General features: G+C 36.1%; 20 protein-coding genes. 4 read left to right on the forward strand and 16 right to left on the reverse strand.

The window, feature by feature from the left end:
• Positions 1-23 precede the first annotated feature (23 nt).
• The 6 genes from ACQV2T_RS02975 to ACQV2T_RS03000 all read right to left on the reverse strand — a co-directional run bounded on the left by ACQV2T_RS02975 (position 24) and on the right by ACQV2T_RS03000 (position 7,975).
• Positions 24-188 carry a MerR family transcriptional regulator gene (locus ACQV2T_RS02975; RefSeq protein ID WP_428884926.1) on the reverse strand — a complete coding sequence of 55 codons (165 nt, stop codon included), beginning with the start codon at positions 186-188 and terminating at the stop codon, positions 24-26.
• 292 nt (positions 189-480) lie between these two features.
• Positions 481-1,413, reverse strand: coding sequence for a TIGR01212 family radical SAM protein (locus ACQV2T_RS02980; protein ID WP_428884925.1), 933 nt, complete (start codon positions 1,411-1,413; stop codon positions 481-483).
• Positions 1,414-1,471: 58 nt separating this feature from the next.
• A complete protein-coding gene (locus tag ACQV2T_RS02985; RefSeq protein ID WP_428873775.1) occupies positions 1,472-2,428 on the reverse strand; it encodes an ABC transporter permease in 957 nt (318 codons plus the stop codon).
• Positions 2,428-3,513, reverse strand: coding sequence for an ABC transporter permease (locus ACQV2T_RS02990; RefSeq protein WP_428873777.1), 1,086 nt, complete (start codon positions 3,511-3,513; stop codon positions 2,428-2,430). The genes ACQV2T_RS02985 and ACQV2T_RS02990 overlap by 1 nt, the downstream gene beginning before the upstream one ends.
• Positions 3,513-5,072: an ABC transporter ATP-binding protein gene (locus ACQV2T_RS02995; RefSeq protein ID WP_428881727.1), complete on the reverse strand. Its 1,560-nt coding sequence runs from the start codon at positions 5,070-5,072 to the stop codon at positions 3,513-3,515. Before ACQV2T_RS02995 ends, ACQV2T_RS02990 begins: the two co-directional genes overlap by 1 nt.
• 140 nt (positions 5,073-5,212) lie before the next feature.
• Positions 5,213-7,975: a DNA translocase FtsK gene (locus ACQV2T_RS03000; RefSeq protein WP_428893222.1), complete on the reverse strand. Its 2,763-nt coding sequence runs from the start codon at positions 7,973-7,975 to the stop codon at positions 5,213-5,215.
• 260 nt (positions 7,976-8,235) lie between these two features.
• Here ACQV2T_RS03000 and yidC point away from each other — a divergent pair, with 260 nt between their 5' ends.
• Positions 8,236-9,192: a membrane protein insertase YidC gene (gene yidC, locus ACQV2T_RS03005; RefSeq protein WP_428873780.1), complete on the forward strand. Its 957-nt coding sequence runs from the start codon at positions 8,236-8,238 to the stop codon at positions 9,190-9,192.
• A gap of 46 nt (positions 9,193-9,238) precedes the next feature.
• Here yidC and ACQV2T_RS03010 read toward each other — a convergent pair whose 3' ends face one another.
• From ACQV2T_RS03010 to gndA, 3 genes are read right to left on the reverse strand one after another with little or no spacing between them, the layout of a single operon-like run.
• The gene (locus tag ACQV2T_RS03010) at positions 9,239-10,753 is read right to left on the reverse strand and encodes an ATP-binding protein (RefSeq protein WP_428874693.1); all 1,515 of its coding nucleotides are present in this window, start codon (positions 10,751-10,753) and stop codon (positions 9,239-9,241) included.
• Complete coding sequence (locus ACQV2T_RS03015) at positions 10,737-11,438, reverse strand: response regulator transcription factor (protein WP_428873782.1); 702 nt, start codon at positions 11,436-11,438, stop codon at positions 10,737-10,739. The genes ACQV2T_RS03010 and ACQV2T_RS03015 overlap by 17 nt, the downstream gene beginning before the upstream one ends.
• Before the next feature lie 59 nt (positions 11,439-11,497).
• Positions 11,498-12,943 (reverse strand): NADP-dependent phosphogluconate dehydrogenase, encoded by a 1,446-nt coding sequence (gene gndA / locus ACQV2T_RS03020; protein WP_428874692.1) that lies wholly within the window; start codon positions 12,941-12,943, stop codon positions 11,498-11,500.
• 141 nt (positions 12,944-13,084) lie between these two features.
• Here gndA and ACQV2T_RS03025 point away from each other — a divergent pair, with 141 nt between their 5' ends.
• Positions 13,085-13,216, forward strand: coding sequence for a hypothetical protein (locus ACQV2T_RS03025; RefSeq protein ID WP_428881723.1), 132 nt, complete (start codon positions 13,085-13,087; stop codon positions 13,214-13,216).
• 32 nt (positions 13,217-13,248) lie between these two features.
• On the opposite strand, the gene ACQV2T_RS03030 is transcribed toward ACQV2T_RS03025, so the two are convergent.
• From ACQV2T_RS03030 to ACQV2T_RS03060, 7 genes are all read right to left on the reverse strand, one after another.
• Positions 13,249-13,647 carry a rhodanese-like domain-containing protein gene (locus ACQV2T_RS03030; RefSeq protein WP_428873785.1) on the reverse strand — a complete coding sequence of 133 codons (399 nt, stop codon included), beginning with the start codon at positions 13,645-13,647 and terminating at the stop codon, positions 13,249-13,251.
• Entirely contained in the window at positions 13,647-14,615 is a 969-nt protein-coding gene (locus tag ACQV2T_RS03035) for an ROK family glucokinase (protein WP_428874691.1), read from the reverse strand. The genes ACQV2T_RS03030 and ACQV2T_RS03035 overlap by 1 nt, the downstream gene beginning before the upstream one ends.
• 10 nt (positions 14,616-14,625) lie before the next feature.
• Positions 14,626-15,309 carry a rhomboid family intramembrane serine protease gene (locus tag ACQV2T_RS03040; RefSeq protein ID WP_428875812.1) on the reverse strand — a complete coding sequence of 228 codons (684 nt, stop codon included), beginning with the start codon at positions 15,307-15,309 and terminating at the stop codon, positions 14,626-14,628.
• Positions 15,310-15,431: 122 nt separating this feature from the next.
• Positions 15,432-15,584, reverse strand: a complete 153-nt coding sequence (rpmG, locus tag ACQV2T_RS03045; RefSeq protein ID WP_090290502.1) for a 50S ribosomal protein L33 — start codon at positions 15,582-15,584, stop codon at positions 15,432-15,434.
• An 89-nt stretch (positions 15,585-15,673) separates the two neighbouring features.
• Positions 15,674-16,288 carry an endolytic transglycosylase MltG gene (locus ACQV2T_RS03050; RefSeq protein ID WP_428873788.1) on the reverse strand — a complete coding sequence of 205 codons (615 nt, stop codon included), beginning with the start codon at positions 16,286-16,288 and terminating at the stop codon, positions 15,674-15,676.
• A 14-nt stretch (positions 16,289-16,302) separates the two neighbouring features.
• On the reverse strand, positions 16,303-16,779 hold the full coding sequence (locus ACQV2T_RS03055) for a terminase gpP N-terminus-related DNA-binding protein (RefSeq protein ID WP_428893223.1): 477 nt from the start codon (positions 16,777-16,779) through the stop codon (positions 16,303-16,305).
• Between the two features lie 81 nt (positions 16,780-16,860).
• Positions 16,861-18,831 carry a peptidoglycan D,D-transpeptidase FtsI family protein gene (locus ACQV2T_RS03060; protein ID WP_428873790.1) on the reverse strand — a complete coding sequence of 657 codons (1,971 nt, stop codon included), beginning with the start codon at positions 18,829-18,831 and terminating at the stop codon, positions 16,861-16,863.
• Positions 18,832-19,156: 325 nt separating this feature from the next.
• On the opposite strand from ACQV2T_RS03060, the gene ACQV2T_RS03065 reads away from it, so the two are divergent.
• A complete protein-coding gene (locus tag ACQV2T_RS03065; RefSeq protein ID WP_428893224.1) occupies positions 19,157-21,811 on the forward strand; it encodes a YfhO family protein in 2,655 nt (884 codons plus the stop codon).
• 94 nt (positions 21,812-21,905) lie between these two features.
• A complete protein-coding gene (locus ACQV2T_RS03070) occupies positions 21,906-22,784 on the forward strand; it encodes a DUF1189 family protein (RefSeq protein WP_428875809.1) in 879 nt (292 codons plus the stop codon).
• Positions 22,785-22,851 lie beyond the last annotated feature (67 nt).

Consider the following 22,851-nt stretch of genomic DNA (forward strand, 5'->3'; position numbering starts at 1 on the left):
TCAATTTCCTCTATTGAGCAACCTTATTTTCGATAAATAGATATTTTCTTCAGAATATCAACCTCTTCATCAGTGTAAATCCTGTAATTATTCGACTCTCTTTCTGGACTAATAAATCCTTTTTCTTCATAATATTCTATGGCTTTACGTATTAGACCTGTTTTTTCTCTCACTTCATTCATCAACATAGTACATACCTCCTTTTAAATCAAATATATCAGCCCCCCTAAGGGACAGGTCAAGAGATATTTAATAATTTGAAATAAGAGATCTGTAGTTTCTTTAATTAGAAGTTCTGATAGTTTTTTCAGTCCTTATTCTTTTATTATTAGAAATAAAATAGTGATGCAATGATCGATACTTTGAATAAAAAGAGGTTATTTTCTCTTGTTCTTTTTCAAAAAGCTGGTTATCAAATCTTTTAAAAATAAAGTACCATAAAGTTCACTATCTAACCCCATGGTGCCTTATTTTAATGGATTAACTTCGCATCCCCTGATAGGATCCTCTTCTTTCAAGCTCATGATCAATAGCGTTTAAGACCTCCCACTTCTTCAGTGACCATTGAGGTCCAATCAATCGCTCACGCGGTGCATCGCCGGTTAATCGGTGAATAATAATATCCTGAGGGACATACTCCAATTGGTCACAGATTAATTGCACATATTCCTCCTGTGTCATAAATCTTAACCGCCCCGTCTGATAATCTTGGACCATTTTAGTGCCTTCCATCAAATACAAGAGATGAAGCTTTAAGCCTTGAATATCTGATTCTTTTACTACTCGTTTCAAACTCTCCATCATCATGGCGTAGTCTTCACCAGGCAAACCATTAATTAAATGGGTACACACAGGAATATGATGTTTTCTCAACTTGGCAACACCATCTAAGTAGCATTGGTAATCGTGTCCCCTATTTATATGGACGCTGGTCTGGTCATGAACAGTTTGCAGTCCTAATTCTACCCACATATAATACTTTTGATTCAATTCTGCCAAGTATTCAACCACATCATCAGGCAAGCAATCTGGACGCGTCGCTATCATTATGCCTACCACACCCTCTTCATGAATGACTTGTTCAAACCGCGCTTTTAAAACATGTAGGGGAGCATGCGTATTGGTAAAGTTTTGAAAATAAGCGATGTATTTTTGAACTTTAGGCCATTTTTTGTGCATTTGCTGGATCCCTTTTCCTAATTGAATAGGTAGCGGATCCAACCGACTTTGAGCAAAGTCGCCCGAACCAGATTCCGAACAAAAAGTACAACCGCCAAAGGCAACTGTACCATCACGATTAGGACAAGTAAAGCCACCGTCCAGTGAGACTTTAAAGACCTTTTCGCCAAAATGATCCTTTAAATGCTTATTCCACGTTTGATAACGTTTATTATTTCCATTCATCTTTTTCATTCCTAACTTTTCATTTAAAAAAGACTGTCATGATGAATTCATGATCAGTCTAAGTATTTTATTTCGATTTGACATAAGTAATTCCGTTAGCTGCAGGCCCTCTGGACTGACCAACCACTCCGACCAGGACAATAATTGTCACTAAGTAAGGTGCAATCTGTAAGTAAACAGATGGAATACTCTCAATATAAGGAATACGTGACCCTAAAACTGCTAGGGATTGGGCAAAGCCGAAGAAAATAGCCGCTCCCATTGCGCCAAGCGGATTATATTTACCGAAAATCATGGCCGCCATCGCCATAAACCCTTGCCCGGCAACCGTCGAAAGTGAGAAGTTCAAGGTAATGGTATTCGCTAGAACACCCCCACCTAAACCACCAAAAAAGCCTGAAAGTAAAACACCGGCATACTTCATGCCATAAACATTGACACCTAGTGTGTCCGCTGCTTGAGGGTGTTCGCCGACTGAGCGTAACCTTAAGCCAAAAGGTGTTTTGAATAAAACGAACCAAGCGATACCCGCTAGTAAAATACCAGCATAAGCGGGGGCTGAAGTAGCTTTAAAGAAAATCGGTCCAATAAAAGGAATATCCGATAAAATGGGGAAAGTCGCATAACCAAAGGACTCTCTAATGGAAGGTGTTTCACCTTTACCATCAAATAATACTCTAACTAGAAAGACACCCAAAGCTGGCGCGATCAAGTTGATAACGGTTCCTGAAATGATATGGTCAGATCTTAAATGGACAGTGGCCAATGCATGGATAGCTGAAAGGAGGATACCTGCCAGACCTCCTGCTATCAAGGCCAACCAAGGGGTCAGATCGCCAAATTGATCCGCAAAATTTAAGTTAAAAACAACTGAAGCTAAGGCACCAATAACCATGATTCCTTCTAGCCCCACGTTAACAACCCCAGAACGTTCTGAAAAAACACCACCAATGGCTGTAAAAATTAGAGGAGCTGAATAAACAAGGGTTGAAGAAACGATAAGTGTTAGCAGATTAACTGACATTAGACTTCGCCTCCTTCTGAATTAGCTTTAGTGGCTATACTTTGTTTTTGTGGGAATAATTTATCTTTAAAATAAGTAATAATAAAGTTCGCTCCAATAAAGAAAATAATTATCCCCATGACAATATCTACGATTTCGGAAGGAATTTTAGCAAATAGCGCCATGGTCGATGCCCCTGTTTCTAAAGCACCAAAGAGAATAGCTGAGAAGATAATACCGATTGGATTATTAATTCCTAGTAAAGCGACAGCCATTCCGTTAAAACCAATAGCCGGTGCCACACCATTTTGAAGGTTAATGAATCCAAATTCACCCAAGCCATTCATTACGCCCCCTAAACCAGCTAAGGCACCAGAGATGAGCATGGCAAGCACAATGTTTTTCTTGTCAGACATTCCGGCATATTTAGAAGCATAACGGTTGAGACCCACTGAGGTTAATTCAAAACCAGTCGTCGTGCGTGACATTAAGATGCCAATGATTACCGCAGCAATCACTGCTAGGAAAATCCCACCATGTAGGGTGGAGTTTTTAGTTAATTGACTGAGCCATTCCATTCTTAGGCTGGCATTTTGACCAATTGAAGGCGTTCTATCTGCTCGATCGGTTAAGACATAGCGAATTAAATAATCGACAAAATAAATAGAGATATAATTTAACATGATGGTTACGATGACTTCGCTGGTGCCAAAATAGGCTTTTAAAACGCCGGCGATAGCTGCCCACAAGGCTCCGGCTAATGCTCCGGCGATAATAGCCAAAGGAATGACTAGCCAAGCAGGTGATTCGGGCATCATCAAGGCCACCCCTACGGATACAAACCAACCCCATAGGGCTTGACCCGAAAGACCAATATTAAACGATCCAGCCGTATAAGCCACCGCAAAACCCAGTCCAGTAAAAATTAAAGGAGCTGCTGCTCGGAAGGTTTGACCGATGGAAAACGGATTACCAAAAGCTCCTGTAATTAAAAATTTGTAACCTGTCACTGGATCATATCCAAAGGCCAACATTAAAAGGGCTCCAAAAACCAAACCAATAATGACCGAGGCTACGGAAGTAAATATTTTAGTTAATCTTGACATTAGTTACCTTCACTCCCTTCTTTCTTATTACGATTAGCCATTACTTCTTCAAAAGGCGTCCCGGCCATTAATAAACCTAATTCTTCTTCATTAGTTTCAGCAGCCGGGATATCGGCTACAATCTTACCATCAAACATAACTAATATACGGTCAGATAAGTTCATTATTTCATCCAACTCAAAACTCATTAGCAGAACTGCCTTGTTTTTATCCCGTTCATTGATTAATGCTTGGTGAACAAATTCAATAGCCCCTACATCCAACCCACGTGTAGGATTCGCTGCAATTAAAATATCGGGATGCATCTCCAATTCACGCGCAATAATCGCTTTTTGTTGATTTCCTCCTGAAAGCGAACGGGCATTGACCTTTTCGGAGACCGTTCGGACATCATATTTTTTAATTAGTTCTTTTGCCCGCTTTTCTATTTCTTTAAAGTTCAAGAAATTAGACTTTGAAAAGGGCGAATGATAATAATCTTTCAATACAATATTGTCTTCTAATTTTCGATCGAGAATTAAACCGTATTTGTGACGGTCTTCAGGAATATGAGCCAGACCTTTTTGCGCAATTTGACGGGTTGTATAGTGGGTAATATTCTCACCATTTAAGTAAATCTCACCTGAGTTAGGTGGGATTAAACCAGTGATGGACAGAACTAATTCAGATTGCCCATTACCATCTATCCCTGCAATCCCAACAATTTCACCGTGTTTCACTTCAAATGAGAGCTTGTCTACAGCTACGATGCCTCGATGATCTTCAATATGGATATTTTGAACTGACAAAGCTACATCGGTCGGGTGTGCTAATTTCTTTTCGGTTTTAAAGTTAACGTTTCTTCCTACCATCATATTCGCTAAATCCACCGTTGAAGTTTCAGCCACATCAACGGTTTGAATTGACTCTCCTCGGCGAATAACAGTACAACGGTCAGCCACTTGCTTAATCTCTTTTAACTTGTGCGTAATAATAATTATAGACTTGCCTTCATTAGACAATTTATGCATTGTTTCCATTAGCTCGTCTATTTCTTGCGGCGTTAAAGAAGCCGTCGGCTCATCAAAAATTAAAATATCTGCACCACGGTAAAGGGTCTTTAGAATTTCCACTCGTTGTTGCATACCCACTGAAATATCTTCAATCTTAGCATCAGGGTCTACTGACAAACCATATTTTTTAGAAAGCTCAACAATTTTTTCGCGTGCTTGAGCCTTATCCACCACCAGTCCCTTGGTCGGTTCTTCACCTAGAATAATGTTTTCAACTACGGTGAAGGCTTGAATCAACATAAAATGCTGGTGCACCATGCCGATTCCTAACTCGACTGCTCTTTTTGGAGATCCGATTGTCACAGCCTTACCGTTCATATAAATCTGACCGGAGCTAGGTTCTAGTAAACCGGATAAGATATTCATTAAAGTTGATTTGCCTGCCCCGTTCTCACCAAGTAAGGCATGAATTTCTCCTTTTTTAAGTTCTAAATTAATCTTTTTATTTGCAAAAAAATCGCCAAACTTCTTGGAAATATCTCGCATTTCGATAACAGCATGATCCATGTTAATCGAAACTCCTTTCTCCATTGCTAATGTTCATAGTCCCTCATATTATATCGGATAATAGCATAAATTTCAGTAACAAATTTATTTTAATAGACCATGTTTTTTTAAAACTATTTTAATCATCCTTGGTCTAAAAATTAATCTTCATTTGATTCAATTAAGACTTGCCTTGGCTTACTCCCATCTTGTGCGGAAACTAAACCTTGTGCTTCTAGGTCATCAATCATACGGGCTGCACGATTATAACCAATTCTAAATTTGCGTTGGAGTTGTGAAATAGAGATAGTATCCTGTTCCTTAATCAACTCCACTGCTTCAAGATAATATTCATCATCAGAGGCTTCTGAGTTTAAGACACTCTCTTCACTGACGACAATATTTTCATCATAATTGGCTTGTCTTTGTTGCTTGATGAAGTCAGTAATGCGCTCTACCTCTTCATCAGATATATAAGCTCCTTGAACTCGGATCGGTTTATTCTTGCCCATGGGTTGGAAGAGCATGTCACCACGACCCAGTAATTTCTCAGCACCGACCGAATCTAGAATTGTGCGTGAATCTGTTCCAGAAGAAACAGCAAAGGCTAAACGAGAAGGAATATTGGCCTTAATAATTCCAGTAATAACATCAACCGAAGGTCTTTGCGTCGCTATAATCATATGGATACCGGCTGCCCTCGCCATTTGAGCTAAACGGATAATGGCATTTTCAACATCATTAGAGGCCACCATCATGAGGTCTGCTAACTCATCAATGATAACGACTATCTTCGGTAATTTCTCGTAGCCAGTTCCTTCTTCTTTGTTCCAACTCTCCACTTGTTCGTTATAGCCATCAATATTTCTCACCCCGCTTGTAGCAAATAGTTCATAGCGTCTTTCCATTTCTTCTACCACATTATTTAAAGCTCTAGCTGCCTTGCGTGGATTGGTAACCACCGGTGATAACTGGTGGGGTAAGTCGTTGTAGAGGGTTAATTCGACCTTTTTCGGGTCAATCATTAAAAATTTAATGTCTTCAGGTTTTGCCTTCATTAAAATAGAACAAATAATTACATTCACACCAACCGACTTACCTGAACCTGTTGCTCCAGCAATTAATAAATGGGGCATCTTGGTTAAGTCAGCCAGACAAACTGAACCTGAAATATCTCGTCCTAAAGGCACTTCTAAGAGTTTATCAGATTCCAAGCCCGCATCGACAATTTCACTAAAGGCGACTGGGCTGACTTGGGTATTTGGAACTTCAATTCCTATTAGCGATTTGCCGGGTATAGGGGCTTCCATTCGAATATCACGTGCTGCTAGTGCCAAAGCAATGTCATCAGATAAGGACACAATCTTACTTACCTTAACTCCCACAGCAGGTTCAATTTCATATTTAGTGACTGAAGGACCCAAATTGGCCTTCACTATCTTGGCATCGACCCCAAAACTTTCAAAAGTCAATTCTAATTTTTTTATATTGTCATTAATACGTTGATATTCTTCCGACTGGTCGACTACTGGTAATTTTTTTAGTAGCTTTTTCCCAGGGAACTGATAGGTTTTAGATTTCTTTTGTTTGGTTTTGGTTTGCTTTTGTAGTTCTTCCTTACTTAAAACCTGATCTAAGTCATCGTCAGTTAGAGCTTGCCTTTGATTACTAGCGTCTTGCCAATGACTAGCAGTAGCTAAGACATCTGCTTTATTAGGCGTTTGTTTAGAAAGTGCCTCATCAGCCATTTCGTCTTGTGCTATGGCTGTTTCAATTTCTTCTAGGCTTTCTACTTCCTTCGTTGGTAAAGGATTCAGCTGCTCTTTTGTCATTGAATCAATCGATTGACTATCAGCTTGAGAATGCGCTATTTCTTGATCGTGCATCTGATCAAAGAAGTCTAAATCCAAGACACGTCCTTCTTCTTGGGATAAACGTTTGGAGTTTAAAGATTTTTGCTGATAATCTTCTTGACGATAAGGCTTAAATTCATATTCTGTGGTGGGGTTAAAAGCGGGTTGGTCTTCTCTTTCGAAGGTTGGCATATAAGCTGTTCGATTGTTAAATGAAACATCCTTTGGAGGAAGACTTTGTGTTTCTTCTGTTTTCATAAAGAAGGAATAGAAACGACTAAATAGTGTTGTAAATACATTTTGCTTTTCTTGCTTTGATTCATTAAGTTCGTTGCCTTCAATATTCATAACCTCATCAGGATTTTCTTCCAATGGACTAGCAGCGATGATGTTTCGTTCATCGTTAAGATCATCACCTTTATCTTGGTAAACCTCTTTAAGTTCTGAAAAATCAGGAAAAAGTTCTTTAAAAAGATTAGTCATTTGGCTAAATAATTGCTGAATGGCTTGCCAACCGGTAATTAAAGGGCGATCTAAAAGAAAAATTAAGCCGATAAAGAAACTAACAAAGAAGAAGAGATAAGATCCCCATTTACCAAATAAATATCCGATACTGACATAAAGACCTGCTCCGACCAATCCACCCCCTAAGTTAGAAATACTTTGTTGAGATAATAATTCCTTACGGTAGATTCGAAATGCATGCTCAAACGCCGACTGCTGAGTATTATTTTGTAAGTAATCGTAATACTCAATAAAGTGTAAAGACCCTGCTAATGCGATTATAATTAAAAAACCACCTAAGAGTGGTCTCAAAGGTACATTAATTACTCTTCCTTTTAGCATCATCATGGAGCCTAAGAATAAACTGGTATATAAGAGAAGTCCGTAACTTTCACCTACCATTAAACGAAAACCATTAGTTAGCATTAAACCCATAATGCCCCAATTGAAAATAGCGACTAAACTTAAGAAAGTAATTAATATACCTAAAAATAAGTAGATTGATTGGTACTTCATTTGATTGGGTGATTGACTCTGACGCTTGGATTGTTTTTTCTTTTGAGCCATTCACATCACATCCTTTCAGAACTCTCGTGCATGGGTTATTATATCATTTATGATAAATGATATCGAACAAATTATCGTATTTCTAAGTTTATTAAAGGCTTATACCAATTAAAATTCAACTTCTAGAAATACTCTTTTATATGATTACTAACTTGATAAACCACAAATTTTAGCTTAGAATGTATCAAGTCATTGTATTTGTTGTAAAATAACACAAAATAATATATCGTTAATTATATCAATTAGATGGAGCGTGAAAAATGAAATTTATAAAAAAATATTGGAAGTTAATTTTTCTTATCTCGATGGTTTCATTGATAGCAACAGGCTGTATTCGCTATGATGCATCGGGTAACCCAACTGGACCTATCTATGAATATTTAGGAGTACCAACTGCTAACTTCTTAGACTTTTTAGCAGATATTTTTGGCGGTTCTTATGGGATTGCAATCATGATAGTTACCCTAATCACTCGTTTGTTTATGCTTCCATCGACTTATAAGATGACTAAATCATCAATGGAAAGCTCAGCTAAAATGAAATATGCCCAACCTGAAATTGCAGAAATTCAAGAAGAAATGAAAGGAACAGATAATCCACAAGAAAAAGCTGCTCTGCAACAAGAGTTAATGCAAGTTTACGGAAAATATGACATTAACATGTTATCGAACGTTTCTGGCTGTTTACCATTATTAATTCAAATGCCAATTATTTCAGCTGTTTATACAGCGGTTCGTACATCCGATAAAATTGCAGAGTCCTCTTTCTTAGGTATTCACTTGGGTGGAAAGAGTTTACTATTAGTTGGTTTAGTTGCAGCAACTACCTTCTTATCTAGTTGGTTAATGCAAAAAGGAACAGCTACACCCGTTTCCGATAATCCTCAAGCCAATCAAATGCAACAATCAATGATGTATATGAACCCAATTATGTTAGGTTATTTCACTTATATTTCTAACGCGGGAATCGGACTATATTTCTTCACTGGTTCTCTTTTCACTTTAGCTCAACAATTCTATATGAATCAGGTTGCACGACCAAAAATTCAAAAAGATATTGATGAAAAAGTCAAAAAGTATCAAAATATGCCGCGAGTAAAGCGACAGAAAAAAGCGAGACAAACGAAAAAACAATTAGAAAAAGTAAATGCTGACCGTATTGTGCCGGTTAAAAATCCAAAAGCTAGAAATGCTGGAAAGCAAAGAAAGAATAAATAAATCTACATAAAATGAGCCTCACCACATTATTGTGCTGAGGCTCGTTTTATTTTTCTTCTTTAGCAAGTTCTTTGGCAATCCTTTCACTTTTATAAATTAAGTGTTGGTCCGTTAAAATCGGAAACTCAACATAGAAGATCGATCCTCTTTGATAGACAGACTCCACCCGAATTTTTCCGTGGTAGCCTTCTACTAATTGTTTAGCGATACTTAACCCTAAGCCATTACCACCTTTGGCACGCGCTCGTGCTTTATCCACTCGGTAAAACCTTGAAAAAACACGCTCTTTATCTTCTGCTGTCATTCCTTCTCCAAAATCTTGGACAGCAATTTCAACCTTATTCATGGTTTGACTGACTGAAATATGTATCTCCGGACGATCTGTCGAATATTTCACAGCGTTATCAAGTAATATTACTAAGATCTGTTCAAAGTGATGATGATAAATATTGACATAAACTTTTTTACTTTTCTCATTATCTAAATAAAAATGAAAGTTTGGATATAAAATTTCAAAATTATGGTGGACTAGAGAAGCTGCGGTGGTGATTTCGGTTACTTCGTCTTTGTAATCCACGTCTACATGGTCTGCTCTTGAAAGGTCTAACATTTCTTGGACTAATTCCTTCATTCGTGTAATTTCTTGCAGCGAAGCAGAAATAGATTCATCTAAAACCTGCTGATCTTCTTTACCCCAGCGATTTAACATCTTTAAATGTCCTTCAACAATCGCTACCGGCGTTCTTAATTCGTGCGAAACATCTTCCACAAACTGTTTTTGACCCTTTACATAAAGCTCAATCTTATCGAGCAGTTTATTAACATGTAAACTTAAATCGCTCCACTCATCATTGGTTCGCGGTCGAACAACACGAACCTGAGAGAGAGTATCTCCTTCTAATAAATCTAAAGTGTTAATAACATAAGTTAAGGGCCTTAAAAAATAATGAGCGATTAAAAAGCCACATAATATTGAAATCAAAGTCGTTATTAGAAAACAACGAATCAAAAAATAATTTAACTTTTGAACATACGCTACTTTTGCCTCAGGTAGAACAATATATTGAACAATGCCTAATAATTCTTGATTAATACGACTCGAAATCCGACTAGAGCCGATTAGATAATTCTTTCCTTTTATATTTTGCCTTTCAAGCTCTTTACTAGATGATCCAATAGGATATTGAAAATGCTGACTTTCATTTAATAACTTTTGTTCGGGACTATATAGGCGAATGATAGTTTGGTCGTTAGAATAGTGATCTATTAAAAACTTAACTTTTGTCTCACTATCTTGTTCTTTTTGGTCAAGGAATTGTTGAGCTTGGAAAGGCTGATCTTGGTCGGATAGCCCCTTAATTAAAAATTCAAATTGCATCTGATGACTTTCCTTTGATTGTTCATCGTACATTTGAATCGTTAACTGGCGATAGATTAAAAGTGAAATAAATGACAGCATAATCATTGCTAAGGATAAGAAAATACCCCATTTCCATTTAAGCGAAAGGGGTTGGTCTTTCTTAAAAGTAAAGACAGAAGATGATTTAGTTTCTGATGACATAGCCTGTACCACGAACCGTTTGAATATAAGATTCTTCTCCTGGAATATCGATTTTATTTCTCAAATAACGGATATAAACATCCACCACATTAGTTTCAACCTCGGATTTATAGCCCCATACTTGTTCTAATAAGACATCTCGTGGCATAACCATATTGATATTTTCCATTAAAAAGACTAATAATTCGTATTCTCTTTTAGTTAAATCAATTAACTCACCTTGTCTTTTCACCATACGGCTTGATTTTTCAACCACTAAGTCCCTAAATTTTAGATAAGGTTGATTTTGAGTTCTTGATTCATCTTCAGTCTCGATTCGACGGAAAAGTGCTCTGAGTCTGGCTAATAATTCTTCAATGGCAAATGGTTTAACGATGTAGTCGTCTGCTCCTTGGTCAAGACCTGAAACACGATCAATGACAGAATCTCTAGCCGTCATAATAATAATAGGTACATCTTTAACTGGACGAATACGGCGTACAACTTCCAACCCATTTAATTCAGGTAACATTAGGTCAAGTAAAATAACATCCCACTTTTCTTCTAAGGCCTTTTCCAAACCACTGCGCCCATCATAACAGATAGCTGTTTCATAGCCTTCATGTTGAAGCTCAAGCTCAACAAAGCGAGCTAAGTTCTTCTCATCTTCAACAATTAAGACACGTTGATTTACATTTTTTACCATGCGAACTTCCTCCTATAGACTTAACTTACTAACCAATTAACGTTTATTAAGGTCTTAGACTATTGGTCTACTCTTTCTTCACGCGATTCATCCCAAATGAAATGGTAGCTGCCAACTTTATCCACACGTTCATAAGTATGCGCTCCGAAATAATCACGCTGTGCTTGAATTAAATTAGCTGGAAGTACTTCACTACGATACGAGTCATAATAAGCAATTGCGCTTGAAAATCCAGGAACAGCAACACCCGCTTGAACTGATAAAGAAACAATTTCGCGAACACTTGATTGATACTGATTAGTGATTTGAGTGAAGAAATTATCTAATAAAAGGTTATCTAATTCTCTATTACGATCAAAAGCATCAGAAATATCTTGCAAAAAGCGCGCACGAATAATACACCCTGCACGGAAGACACGGGCAATTTGGCTATAATTTAAATCCCATTGATATTCTTCGGAAGCGCTGCGATATTCTGCAAATCCTTGAGCATAGGACATAATTTTTGAAAAATAAAGTGCCTGACGAATTTTCTCTATCCACTGTTTACGATCCTTTTGGAAGCTAGAAGTATCATGCGAAGGTCCTTGAATAATTTGAGAAGCCTTAACACGTTCTTCTTTTAAAGCAGAGATAAAGCGCGCATAAACCGATTCTGTAATTGTAGGTAAGGGAACGCCTAAGTCTAAAGCTGATTGCGAGGTCCATTTTCCAGTCCCTTTATTACCAGCTTTATCAATAATCATTTCAACCATTGGTCGCTTGCTTTCAGGGTCTTTTTCCTTAAGAATCTTGGCGGTGATCTCGATTAGATAGGAATTTAATTCTCCTTGGTTCCATTCCTCAAAGACTTGAGCAATCTCATCTGCAGACATTCCTAATAATTTATCCATGATTGCATAGGATTCGGCAATTAATTGCATATCACCATACTCAATACCATTATGAACCATTTTAACATAATGACCGGCACCATTTGCTCCCATATAAGCTACACAGGGTTCTTGATCAGCTGGTGCTTTTGCCGCAATTTCTTTTAAGATAGGCTCAACTAATTCATAGGCTTCTTTTGGTCCACCAGGCATTAAGGCAGGACCATGTAAGGCACCTTCTTCCCCACCAGAAACTCCCATCCCAATAAAATGTATGCCAGAGTCAGCTAAAGTTTCTGCTCTTCTCATAGTATCTTTAAAGAAGGTATTCCCTCCATCGATTAAAATATCTCCTTGGTCTAAAAGAGGTAAAAGTGATTGGATTGTAGAATCAGTCGCTTGACCTGCTTTTACCATTAACAAGATACGACGAGGCTTTTCAATTGATTGAACAAAGGATTCCAAGTCATAGCTAGCTACTAAATTTTTATCTTTATTTTCGTTTATGGCTGCTTCTGTTTTAGACTGTGAGCGATTATAAATTGCTACACGATAACCTCTACTTTCAATATTTAACGCTAAATTCTTTCCCATTACAGCCATTCCAACTACACCAATTTGAGCTAATGTCATCTAATTATCTCCTTCACTTTCATGATTATCTCATTCTAACAAACTTTTAACTTGAATTAAAGTTAACTTAATAAAGACAAATTGCATTTTATAGGCGTTTGCGTTACACTATTTTTATCAATGGATAGGAGGTTCCAGCCAATGAAAGCCAACAAAAAAAAGAAAAGTAAATACGATCGACGTATAAAAATCTTTTCGATTATTATGGTGATTACCATGTTAGCTGGTGTCATTTTTAGTCTCGTAATTTCTTTTTTTAATTATAAAGGATAATAGGAATGAAGTGGATTCTGCCACTTCATTTTTTATTGATTCGATTTGGTTTTCCCAAACCATTTTTCCATTCCACCCTTTAGAATAAAGACTTGGTCATATCCATTCTTTCTTAATATATTAGCAGCTCTTGAACTTAAAAAATAATTATCATCCACTAAATAAACAGGAATATCTTTTCGAATTTCACTAAAACGCATTTTAAATTGCGACATTGGAATACTTCTAGCTCCTAAAATATGACGTGCATCAAATTCTCCCGCTTCACGAACATCAACCACTTGGACTTTGCGAATAATTTCATTTAATTCTCCACTAGCGACCAATTGGGCTGATCGTTTGCGCATTATCCAAAGGCTTACCCAGAAAATACCATAAACTAAAAGAACAGTTACAATTATCCACAAAAACAGTTCAAATATACTCATCATTATTTCCTACTTTCTTTTACTAAAATTAAATAAGCTGCTCCTAAAATTCCGGCGTCATTGCCTAATTCAGCTAAGCTTATTTGTGTTTGATCTTTGATAGGTTGAAAAACAAATTTTTGATATTGTTTTTCAATGGATTCCTTAAGGGAGTCTCCAGCCTTGGAGATACCCCCTCCGATAACAATCTGTTGCGGATTGAGAATGTTTGCTAAGTATGAACAAGCTAAGCCTATGTATTTTGAAAAGTTTTCAAAAATTTCCAGAGCAAAGTCATCATTAGCTTTTACTGCTACCATTAAATCCTCAGCTTCAACCACTTGGCTAGCTTGGAACATTTGGTACAAAGAAGATTGGCCTTGATAATCTTTAGCAAGAAGTTGACCCAAGTTATTGAGACCTTTGGCTGAAGCAATCGCTTCTAAGCATCCCTTTTTACCACATGAACAAGGAAAACGATCGGTAAAGTCCACTGTTATATGGCCAATTTCTCCCGCTGAACCCGAAGCTCCTTTAATCAAACGATTTTGGCAGATAATTCCTCCTCCAACTCCTGTTCCCAAAGTTAACATTGCTAAATCACTGCAACCCTTGCCTGCTCCTTGCCAGAGTTCACCAAGAGCAGCTGAATTAGCATCATTAATGATCATAAAGGGAAGGTTGATTGCTCTTTCAAATTGGCTTTTAACGGGATGAGGGTGTACCCAATTTAAATTATAGGCTCCCTTAACTGAACCATCTTCTAAAATAGTGCCCGGACTACCCATTCCAATGCCTAGGTAATCTTCTGCTACTTCTTGTCTTTCTTCTAATTTGTTTTGAATAGATTCGATAATCGAAGGAACAATTTTTTGACCTTTATTTTGAGTCATGGTTGGTATTGACCATTTTTCAATAATTTGACCTTTTTGTGAAATAATGGCCATTTTAACACTCGTTCCACCCAAATCGATGCCGATAATCTTTTTCATATACAGCCTCCTAGCGATAGTTAAAAATTTTACCCATAATTAAGAGAGCAGTCAAAATAAATATTCCCCAAAAAACCCCTGATCTTATCTTCTTATCAACACTGGCATGCAATCGGTGACCTAGACCTAAGACTAAGGTCGTCATACCACCGTATACCGCTCCACCAAAATGTCCCCACTGATCAATCCCTTGAGAAGAAAAACCAGTAATGACATTCAAAATAATTAACAGTGAAAAATTAATGGCTCTTTGCCTTAAAACAATCATATTGGGATACATTTTCGCTAAGACAATATAAGCTAGAAACAAGCCGAAAATACCTGTCGAAGCACCTGCTGAAACATTGTCATTAAAGGCAAAAGAAAATACATTGCCCCCAAAACTAGCAAGTAAATAAATTATTAAAAAGCGTCCGTGTCCAAGAATTTTTTCTAAGTCTTGCCCTATAAAATAAAGAGAAAGGTTATTAAAAAGCAAGTGTTCAAAACCAATATGTATAAAGCTTGGTGTAATTAATCGCCACCATTCTCCACCATAAAGAATTAATTCATTGGACTTCGCTCCCGTTTTTATTAAAGCCTCTAAGGATGTTGTTGTTTGAAATCTTATTAACATATAAATGAAGACCATTAAGTTGATCGCTACTAAGGAATAAGTAACGAAGGGTAAGGCTAAAATACGTCTCTTTTTCATATTTGAAACTCCTTTAATAATTTGAAGTCCATTATACACTAAGTAGCTATTTTTTCCTATTGAGCCTAATTCAGTTAAAAATAAAAAGTCTAGGTCATTAATGGCCCAGACTTTCATAAAAATTATTTTTTAACTTCACGGTGTAATGTTACCTTACGATCTCTTGGGCAGTACTTTTTAACTTCCAGACGATCAGGATTGTTACGTTTGTTTTTATTAGTTAAGTAATTACGTTCACCGCATTCAGTACATTCTAAATTGATGTTTACGCGCATGATTTTCCCTCCAAACTAAAAAATATTTACTCTTCCAAGAACAGCACTATAAGATTATACCATTGTTTCTAAAATTTAGCTATGGTTTTTTATTGATAATAATAAGCTCCATGAGTTAACTGGCTAGCAATTTCATGAATGGTCATATCAGAGTTCAATTGATATTCGCCTGTTTGAATTAATGAAGATAATTGCCATTGTTCGATAAGGTTTTGAAACTCTTGAGCGGAGGTAATATATCCTTCTGTTTCTAATCGCTGAGAAATCTGACTAGCATTCTCTCCTTGACGAATTACAAAGGCTCCTTCAGCAGAAGCTTGGTTATTATCTTCACTTGCAGTTTCATCATTAGAATCTATGGATTCATCTTGTTCTTCAGTATTATCACTCTCATCTCTCAGTGACTCTAAATAATCAATTGATTCTCTTTGTTTAGCAACCTTTTCTGTTAAGGATTCGTTATCGGTGGTCACTTTTTCTAATTGTTTTTTTAAGTTTTCATTATCGCCTGTTAGTTTTTCTAAACTGGCTTCACTTTCTTTAACCTTGTCTTTTAATTGCCTGGTTTCTTGCCCATCAAGTAAGCTAGGTAAGGTCACTCCCTCGATTGGCACATACCCTTGAACAAAGGTAGCATAAACAGCCGTTAGTAAACTGGCAATTAGAAGCCCCACCCCTAATGATCTTAATTTTTCTTTTTTCATATTAAACCTCCTAACTAGCGGTTTTCAATATATTCATCGATCACGTATTGAATGGTTACGAGCTCTTCATCAACCTCATCTTCAATTTCTTTTAAGGTATAACCTTGTGAATAGTAACGAATGATGTCTTCGCGATTGCGATCATTGACATCATAATTGACACGCGGTTGAACCACTTCTTCTGCAACTTCAAGAGCTTCATGCTCTTCAACTGCTTCAATTGCTTCAAATTTTTCAGCATCTTCTTTGGGTGCAAAATAAACATCTTGAGCTGTTAAAGGCTGCATAAATTCTTCCTCAACACTTTCAATGGAAGTATCTTCCACCTTGAGTTGATTAATCGAATGTTGTAACTGTCTGATTTTTTCTGCGTGATCTTCAAGCTTTTTATTTAAGCTTGCATTACCTGTAGAGTCTTTGGTAAACAAAGACATCACCAAGACAATAATTGCCAGCACCAATAGAGCCAGTACTAAAATCCAAATATCCATTATTTCACCTCATCTATTTTTTCTCAGTTTAGCAAACCTTTGTGAAGATTTAAATAAATCTTTCTGAAAATTTAACCCTAATTAAGGCGAAGTTAAATTTTTCTTATTCTTATAATCAATAATAGTCTCTCTAGTGGCTGATTTCAATTCAAAGTAAGCATTATACACGTCCCGTGCTATTCGAGTGGCTTCACCACCGTATGAAGACTGGTTAAGGTAAGGGACAATCACGCTAATAGCTATCTCAGGATCATCAAAGGGTGCATAACCAATGTAAGTACCATTTATAACAGGATCATTTTTTGCATATTGAATAGGTCCTGCATAGAAGGCTTCTGTCGTTCCCGTTTTCGACCCTACTTGAAAAGGATAATCCTGCAAATAAAATGAAGCAGTTCCTTCTTGGGTATGGGAAACCATTCGCATTCCTTCTTGAATTCTTTGCATTTGGGCAGGCTCATTTTGAATGACATTCATTAACTTTGGTGGAATAGTGGTAACAATCCCACCTAATTGACCGTTTTTATCAGTTCCGCGAACTTCTTTAACCAATCTAGGTGAATAACGTTTGCCGTTATTAGCTATTGTAGAGACATATTGAGCCATCTGTAACGGTGTGTATAAGTCGAATTGACCATACGATAAATCAAGTGCTGAAACTAACATATTACTAGCAGGTGTATATCCCGTTGATTCATTGGGGAGGTCGATACCAGTCTTAGTTCCCAAGCCAAATTCAGCAAAGTTCCTTCTCAAAATATCGATGGTCCGAGGATTAATATTCAATCGTCCCTCTTCTTCATAATTGTATTGCCCACCGATACGCATGGCTAACTTAATCATGTAAATGTTTGAAGAACGTTGCAATGCAATCATATCATCAATAGGAATTTGCCCTGTTCGATTGAATAGGGATGTTTTCTCTTGAGAAGCTTGGAATTTTAATGGTTCATCAACAATTACATTATCTGTTAAAGAAATAACGCCTTCTTTATAACCCATTGAGATCATGGCAGGCTTGACACTAGACCCCATACCGTAGGATGTGTTAATGGCTCCTAAAGCGTCATCAACAATTTGCTCACGATTATAGGTATCATTTTTTTTATCATAAGCATATCTCTTACCGGAAATGCCTAATACTTCACCATTTTTTGGATTTAAGGCTACCACATAAACTCGATCATTTAATCCCTGTTCGGCTCCCATATTAACTAAACTGCTTTCAACAATCTCATCTAACTTAGCTTGAAAATCTGTATTGATAGTTAATACCAGATTGTTTCCTTTTGAACCTTCGTAGACTTTATCATTTTTTAGAATATCATCTTTAGCATCTGTCACAATATTAAAAACTGATTTAGAGCCTTTTAAAATCGATTCATATTGCTTTTCTAAATAAGAAATTCCGATTCGATCATTCATAGCATAACCTTTAAGCAATAATTCCTTAGCGTCTTCTCTTGGAATACCGCGCTCTTCAGTCGAAACTTGTCCTAGGATAGAACGGAGCATATCCTTTTTAGGATAAACTCTTTGCCAATCAGTCCCAATTTGAATGCCGGGTAAGTTTCTTAAGTTTTCACTCACCCTAGCTATTTCTTCTTGGGTAACATTTTTATTTTTTATCGTAACGGTCGATAACTCGTAAGCAGCTGCCATACGTTTATAGATGGCAATAATTTTTAATTCGGCTTCCGAAAATTCTAAATCTTCGTCTTCAACTTTTGATAATTGAGCTTCATAAGCCTGACTGCCTGATAAAAGCAGTTCCTCATCATTTAAACGTTTACGAATTTCGTCGATATTATTTACGATAAAATAATCTTTCTTATCTCTTTCGGTAACTCCTTGAGTTGGTAATTCAATTAAAGAGGCTAACTGAGTAGCAATTTTAATAAGATCTCCATTATCTACCCTCGAGGCACGATCTCTGGTAAAGAGAATAGCTCGTTCCGGTTGATTACCGACAATCACATCACCTTGGCTATCATAGATCATTCCACGAGGCACAGCCCCCGTTGAAATGGTTGATTCGGTTCGTTGAACCATTTTAGTAAGACTTTCTCCTTTATATAGTTGCAAATAGCCCAGACGAATAAAAAGGGCTGTAAAAGCTAAAAAGGCTGTAAAAAACAAAAGATTTAATCGCCTAGGTATATGTGAACGCTTCTTTTTTTTATTTTTATTTAATTTTTTAGGCATCTTCATCATACTTTCTGTAATCTATTTCTAAAGTCTAAGTTATTATAGCAAACTATACCTCAAGTTGAAACTTTATCCGTTAAGTCATAAATTAACATTTATTATTTTGTGATTTTATCACTATTTTTTGCTAAGATAGATAAGCAATGTTTCAAGAAAAAGGAGTTTTTTCGTGAAAATTAAAAGTAGAAAATATTTTATTTTAGTGAATATATTTATTAGCTTCTTAATAGCAAGTATGTTAGCCTATTTGATGAAATTTATTCCCATAGGAGATCAACAAGAACGTACCCTGCTCACCGTTGATTTAAGCCAGCAATACATCGATTTTTTCAGTTTGTATCAACGAGCACTCACAGAAAATCCTAGACTCTTCCTTTATTCTTTTGAAAAAGGAATTGGTGGTGAGATGATTGGCTTATGGGCGTATTATTTAATGAGTCCCTTTAATCTGATTATACTATTTTTTAAAACTGAAAATTTAGATTTCGCCATTCTATTTTTAACCCTCATAAAACTGCTAGCCATTTCGGCCAGTTTTTATTATTTTGTTGAAAAAAAATACACCATCCAGCCAGTCATGAATATAGCTTTTAGTCAAGCCTATACCTTCATGTCTTATACCATGGCCTATCAACTGAATATCATGTGGTTAGATGGATTATTCTGGTTACCACTAATTGCACTAGGTCTAGATTATCTACTCAAAGAGAACAAACCGCTTCTTTATGTTTTTAGTTTAGCGATTGCAATGATCAGTCATTATTACATAGCTTATATGATTTCGATCTTTTTAATGGGTTATAGTCTTTTTGTCATTTTCGAAGATGAGAAACACCTTTCAATCAAAAAAGTTTTTTCGCAATACTTTTCTTTTATAAAATATTCACTGCTTTCAACCGGATTGTCAGGACTCTTTTTACTCCCTACTTTTATTTCAACTCTGAGCAGCAAAAATGCTCATAAGAAAGGATCCTTCGATTTTATTTTTGATTGTTCAAGTGAACACTCCTTGATGGATTTACTGGCCAAAAACTTTATCGGTGCTTTTAATTTTAATCAGTTATCCAACGGTTCAGCCAATTTTTATGTGGGCATGACTGTGGTAGTTCTTCTTATCTTATACTTTCTCTCAGCTAAGATAAGAATGAAAGAAAAACTAATCAGCTTTATGTTATTAGTCTTTTACTTTGCCTCCTTTACTTTCACTAATTTAGATAAGGCATGGCACCTTGGTCAATTTCCGATTTGGTATCCTTCTCGTTTTTCATTCTTAGTTTCATTCTTTTTATTAATTTTAGCGATTCGCTCTTATAAATACGTTCATAAGATCAGACTCTATCAAATACTCACCATAGTTTTTTCTTTAACAGTCTTTTGTTTATTTTATTTTTTGAATGATAATTATAGCTTTTTAAGTGATGCAAAAATCTTTTATAGCCTCATCTTCATGCTCTTAATTAGTTTTATTTTCTATCTTAATCGCAAGCCCAATAAGGGTTTGCTTTTCCTAATACTCCTTCTAACATGTGGAGATATGACTCTAAACGGTTACTTCATTTTGTCATCTAATGATCATTATGTGCAACCTTCTCGATTTAAAGATTATATTGCCTTATTGGATGAGATGATTGCCCCTGTTCAACCTAAAGAAAATGAATTCTATCGCATCCATAAGACCTTTAATCGAACAAAAAATGAATCCTTTTTCGCTAATTATCCTAGCGTCAATCATTTTGGATCAACCTTAGAGGCTTCTACTAGCCAACTGTATGGTTATTTGGGAATTCCACACACTAGTAATTCCATTTATTACACCAGTGGGACCCTGTTTACCGATGATTTTTTGAATATTCGCTACCTCATCGATATCACCTCCAATACAAATATGTATGCCACGGTTGAAAGTTACGCTTTATATCGAGAAGTCAGCGATTTTGATATTCGAGCGCATCAAAAACTCAAAAAAGAAAAGCGCTATGTCTACTATAAAAATCCGAATGTTTTGGGACTAGGAATGGAAGTATCTCCTGTGGTTATAAAAGCTAAGTTTAAAAAATATAAGCCCATTGAAAATCAAGAAATCTTATTAGACTTGCTGAACTTTGACGGTGAAAAGCTACAATTCTTTGAACAAAAAAAATTCAAAAAAATTGATTATCTAAATCTGAATGTGACCAATAAAGGAGATGGGGACTTCTATACCTACAAAAAAGAAAATCCCAAAAGGGATGCTTCTTTTGCCCTATCCTTTGATACTGAATCAAACAATCCCTTTTATTTTACTTTTCCTAATCATTTTTCTAACAACAGAGTTGAACTTATACTAGATAGTAAGCCTTATGAGTTTTATTCGCCTACTAACAGCCGCCAAATTATGGATGCGGCTTTTAAAAAATCAGGTAAAGAACATTCACTTAGAGTTAAGTTAAAGAAAAACACTTTTAAAGCCAACCTTATAAATCTCTATGAATTCAACCTTAAAAACTATCAGCAGTTAATCACAAAAAGAAAAAACAAGTCTCTAAAAATTACTTCTTTTGAAGAAAATACTTTGGAAGGCCAAATTAATATTGAGCAAGAAGAAGGATATTTGCTGATGACATTGCCTTATGATCCTTATTGGCATGTTAAAGTGGACAATCAGTCTGTAGAAGCCCTTCCAGTTTTAAATGATACTTTAATGGCTATTCCAATGACCAAAGGTAAACATACAATTAAGATGACTTATTTCCCCGACTCTATCTATTATGGTGGCTTGGTTAGCTTTCTAGCTATTGCTTTATTAATAGTAGATCAAAACAAATTTCGCCATAAAAATAAATAATTCATGTTATAATAAATATAGGCGTCCAACTTGCATAATGCTGAATAGTTGGATAAGATAGCTCTATTAAATTATAGAATAAAGGATGTTTTATTTGAAAAAATTATTTTTTATCCTTAAAAATGGCTTGAATAATCCACGCTTTTATATCGAGAGCCTCAATGTCAAATGGAAGCAAGTATTAGTCCTTCCTTTAATTATCACCATTTTAATGGCTTTGAATTTTGGAAAAGCCCTTTTTCCAACACTGCGATCCATTCAAACAGATATTAATGAAAGCATTAATTATCTACCTGATTTCCACATTAATGCGGGTGAACTCCAGCTTAATGAAGGCGAGAAAGCTCTATATTATGAATCACGACAATTTCAATTAATTATAGACGATCAGTTGACCAATCTTTCTGAAGGAGAAGGTTTAATTTTAAAGTCAGTAGATAATAGAGACCCTCAATTGACGAGCACCTTCAACTTGTTACTAGTTAAAAACCAAATACTGGTCTATACACCCGAAAATGGTCAGGTTTTTGCCTTTAATCATGATATGGTCACTAATAAAGAAAATCTAGCGGCCGTTTTGACTTATGCTAGTCAATTTAGTTTAACTCAACTCTTCTTTACTATAATAATGACTTGGATAGCCGCGGTCTTCGCTCACTTTTATTTTCTAGTTATTACCTCTTTATTAACCGGTATCTTGAACATGCGTTTAAACTTTCCTTTACCTTTTATGGTGCGAATGAAGTTAGTTATGGTTTGTTCTTTTGTGCCAATCTTAATGATAGAAATCATTCAATTATTATGGTCAGGCTTTTATGTTCCTTTCTATCTCTTTGTGGGCCTAACACTCTTTATTATCTACCATACTTTTAAACAACATACTCTCTTCATGCATCAATTGTTATCTCATATGGATATCAACATTATCAAAGAAGAAGATATTAAAACAGATGAAGACAAAAAGGACTCCTAATTCAGGAGTCCCCAGACTGAAGACAAACCCTTTGTGAGTTAATCTCAAATAAAGGGGTTGTCTTTAT

The sequence above is a fragment of the Facklamia sp. P13069 genome (genome assembly GCF_050409405.1).
Taxonomy (GTDB): Bacteria; Bacillota; Bacilli; order Lactobacillales; family Aerococcaceae; genus Facklamia.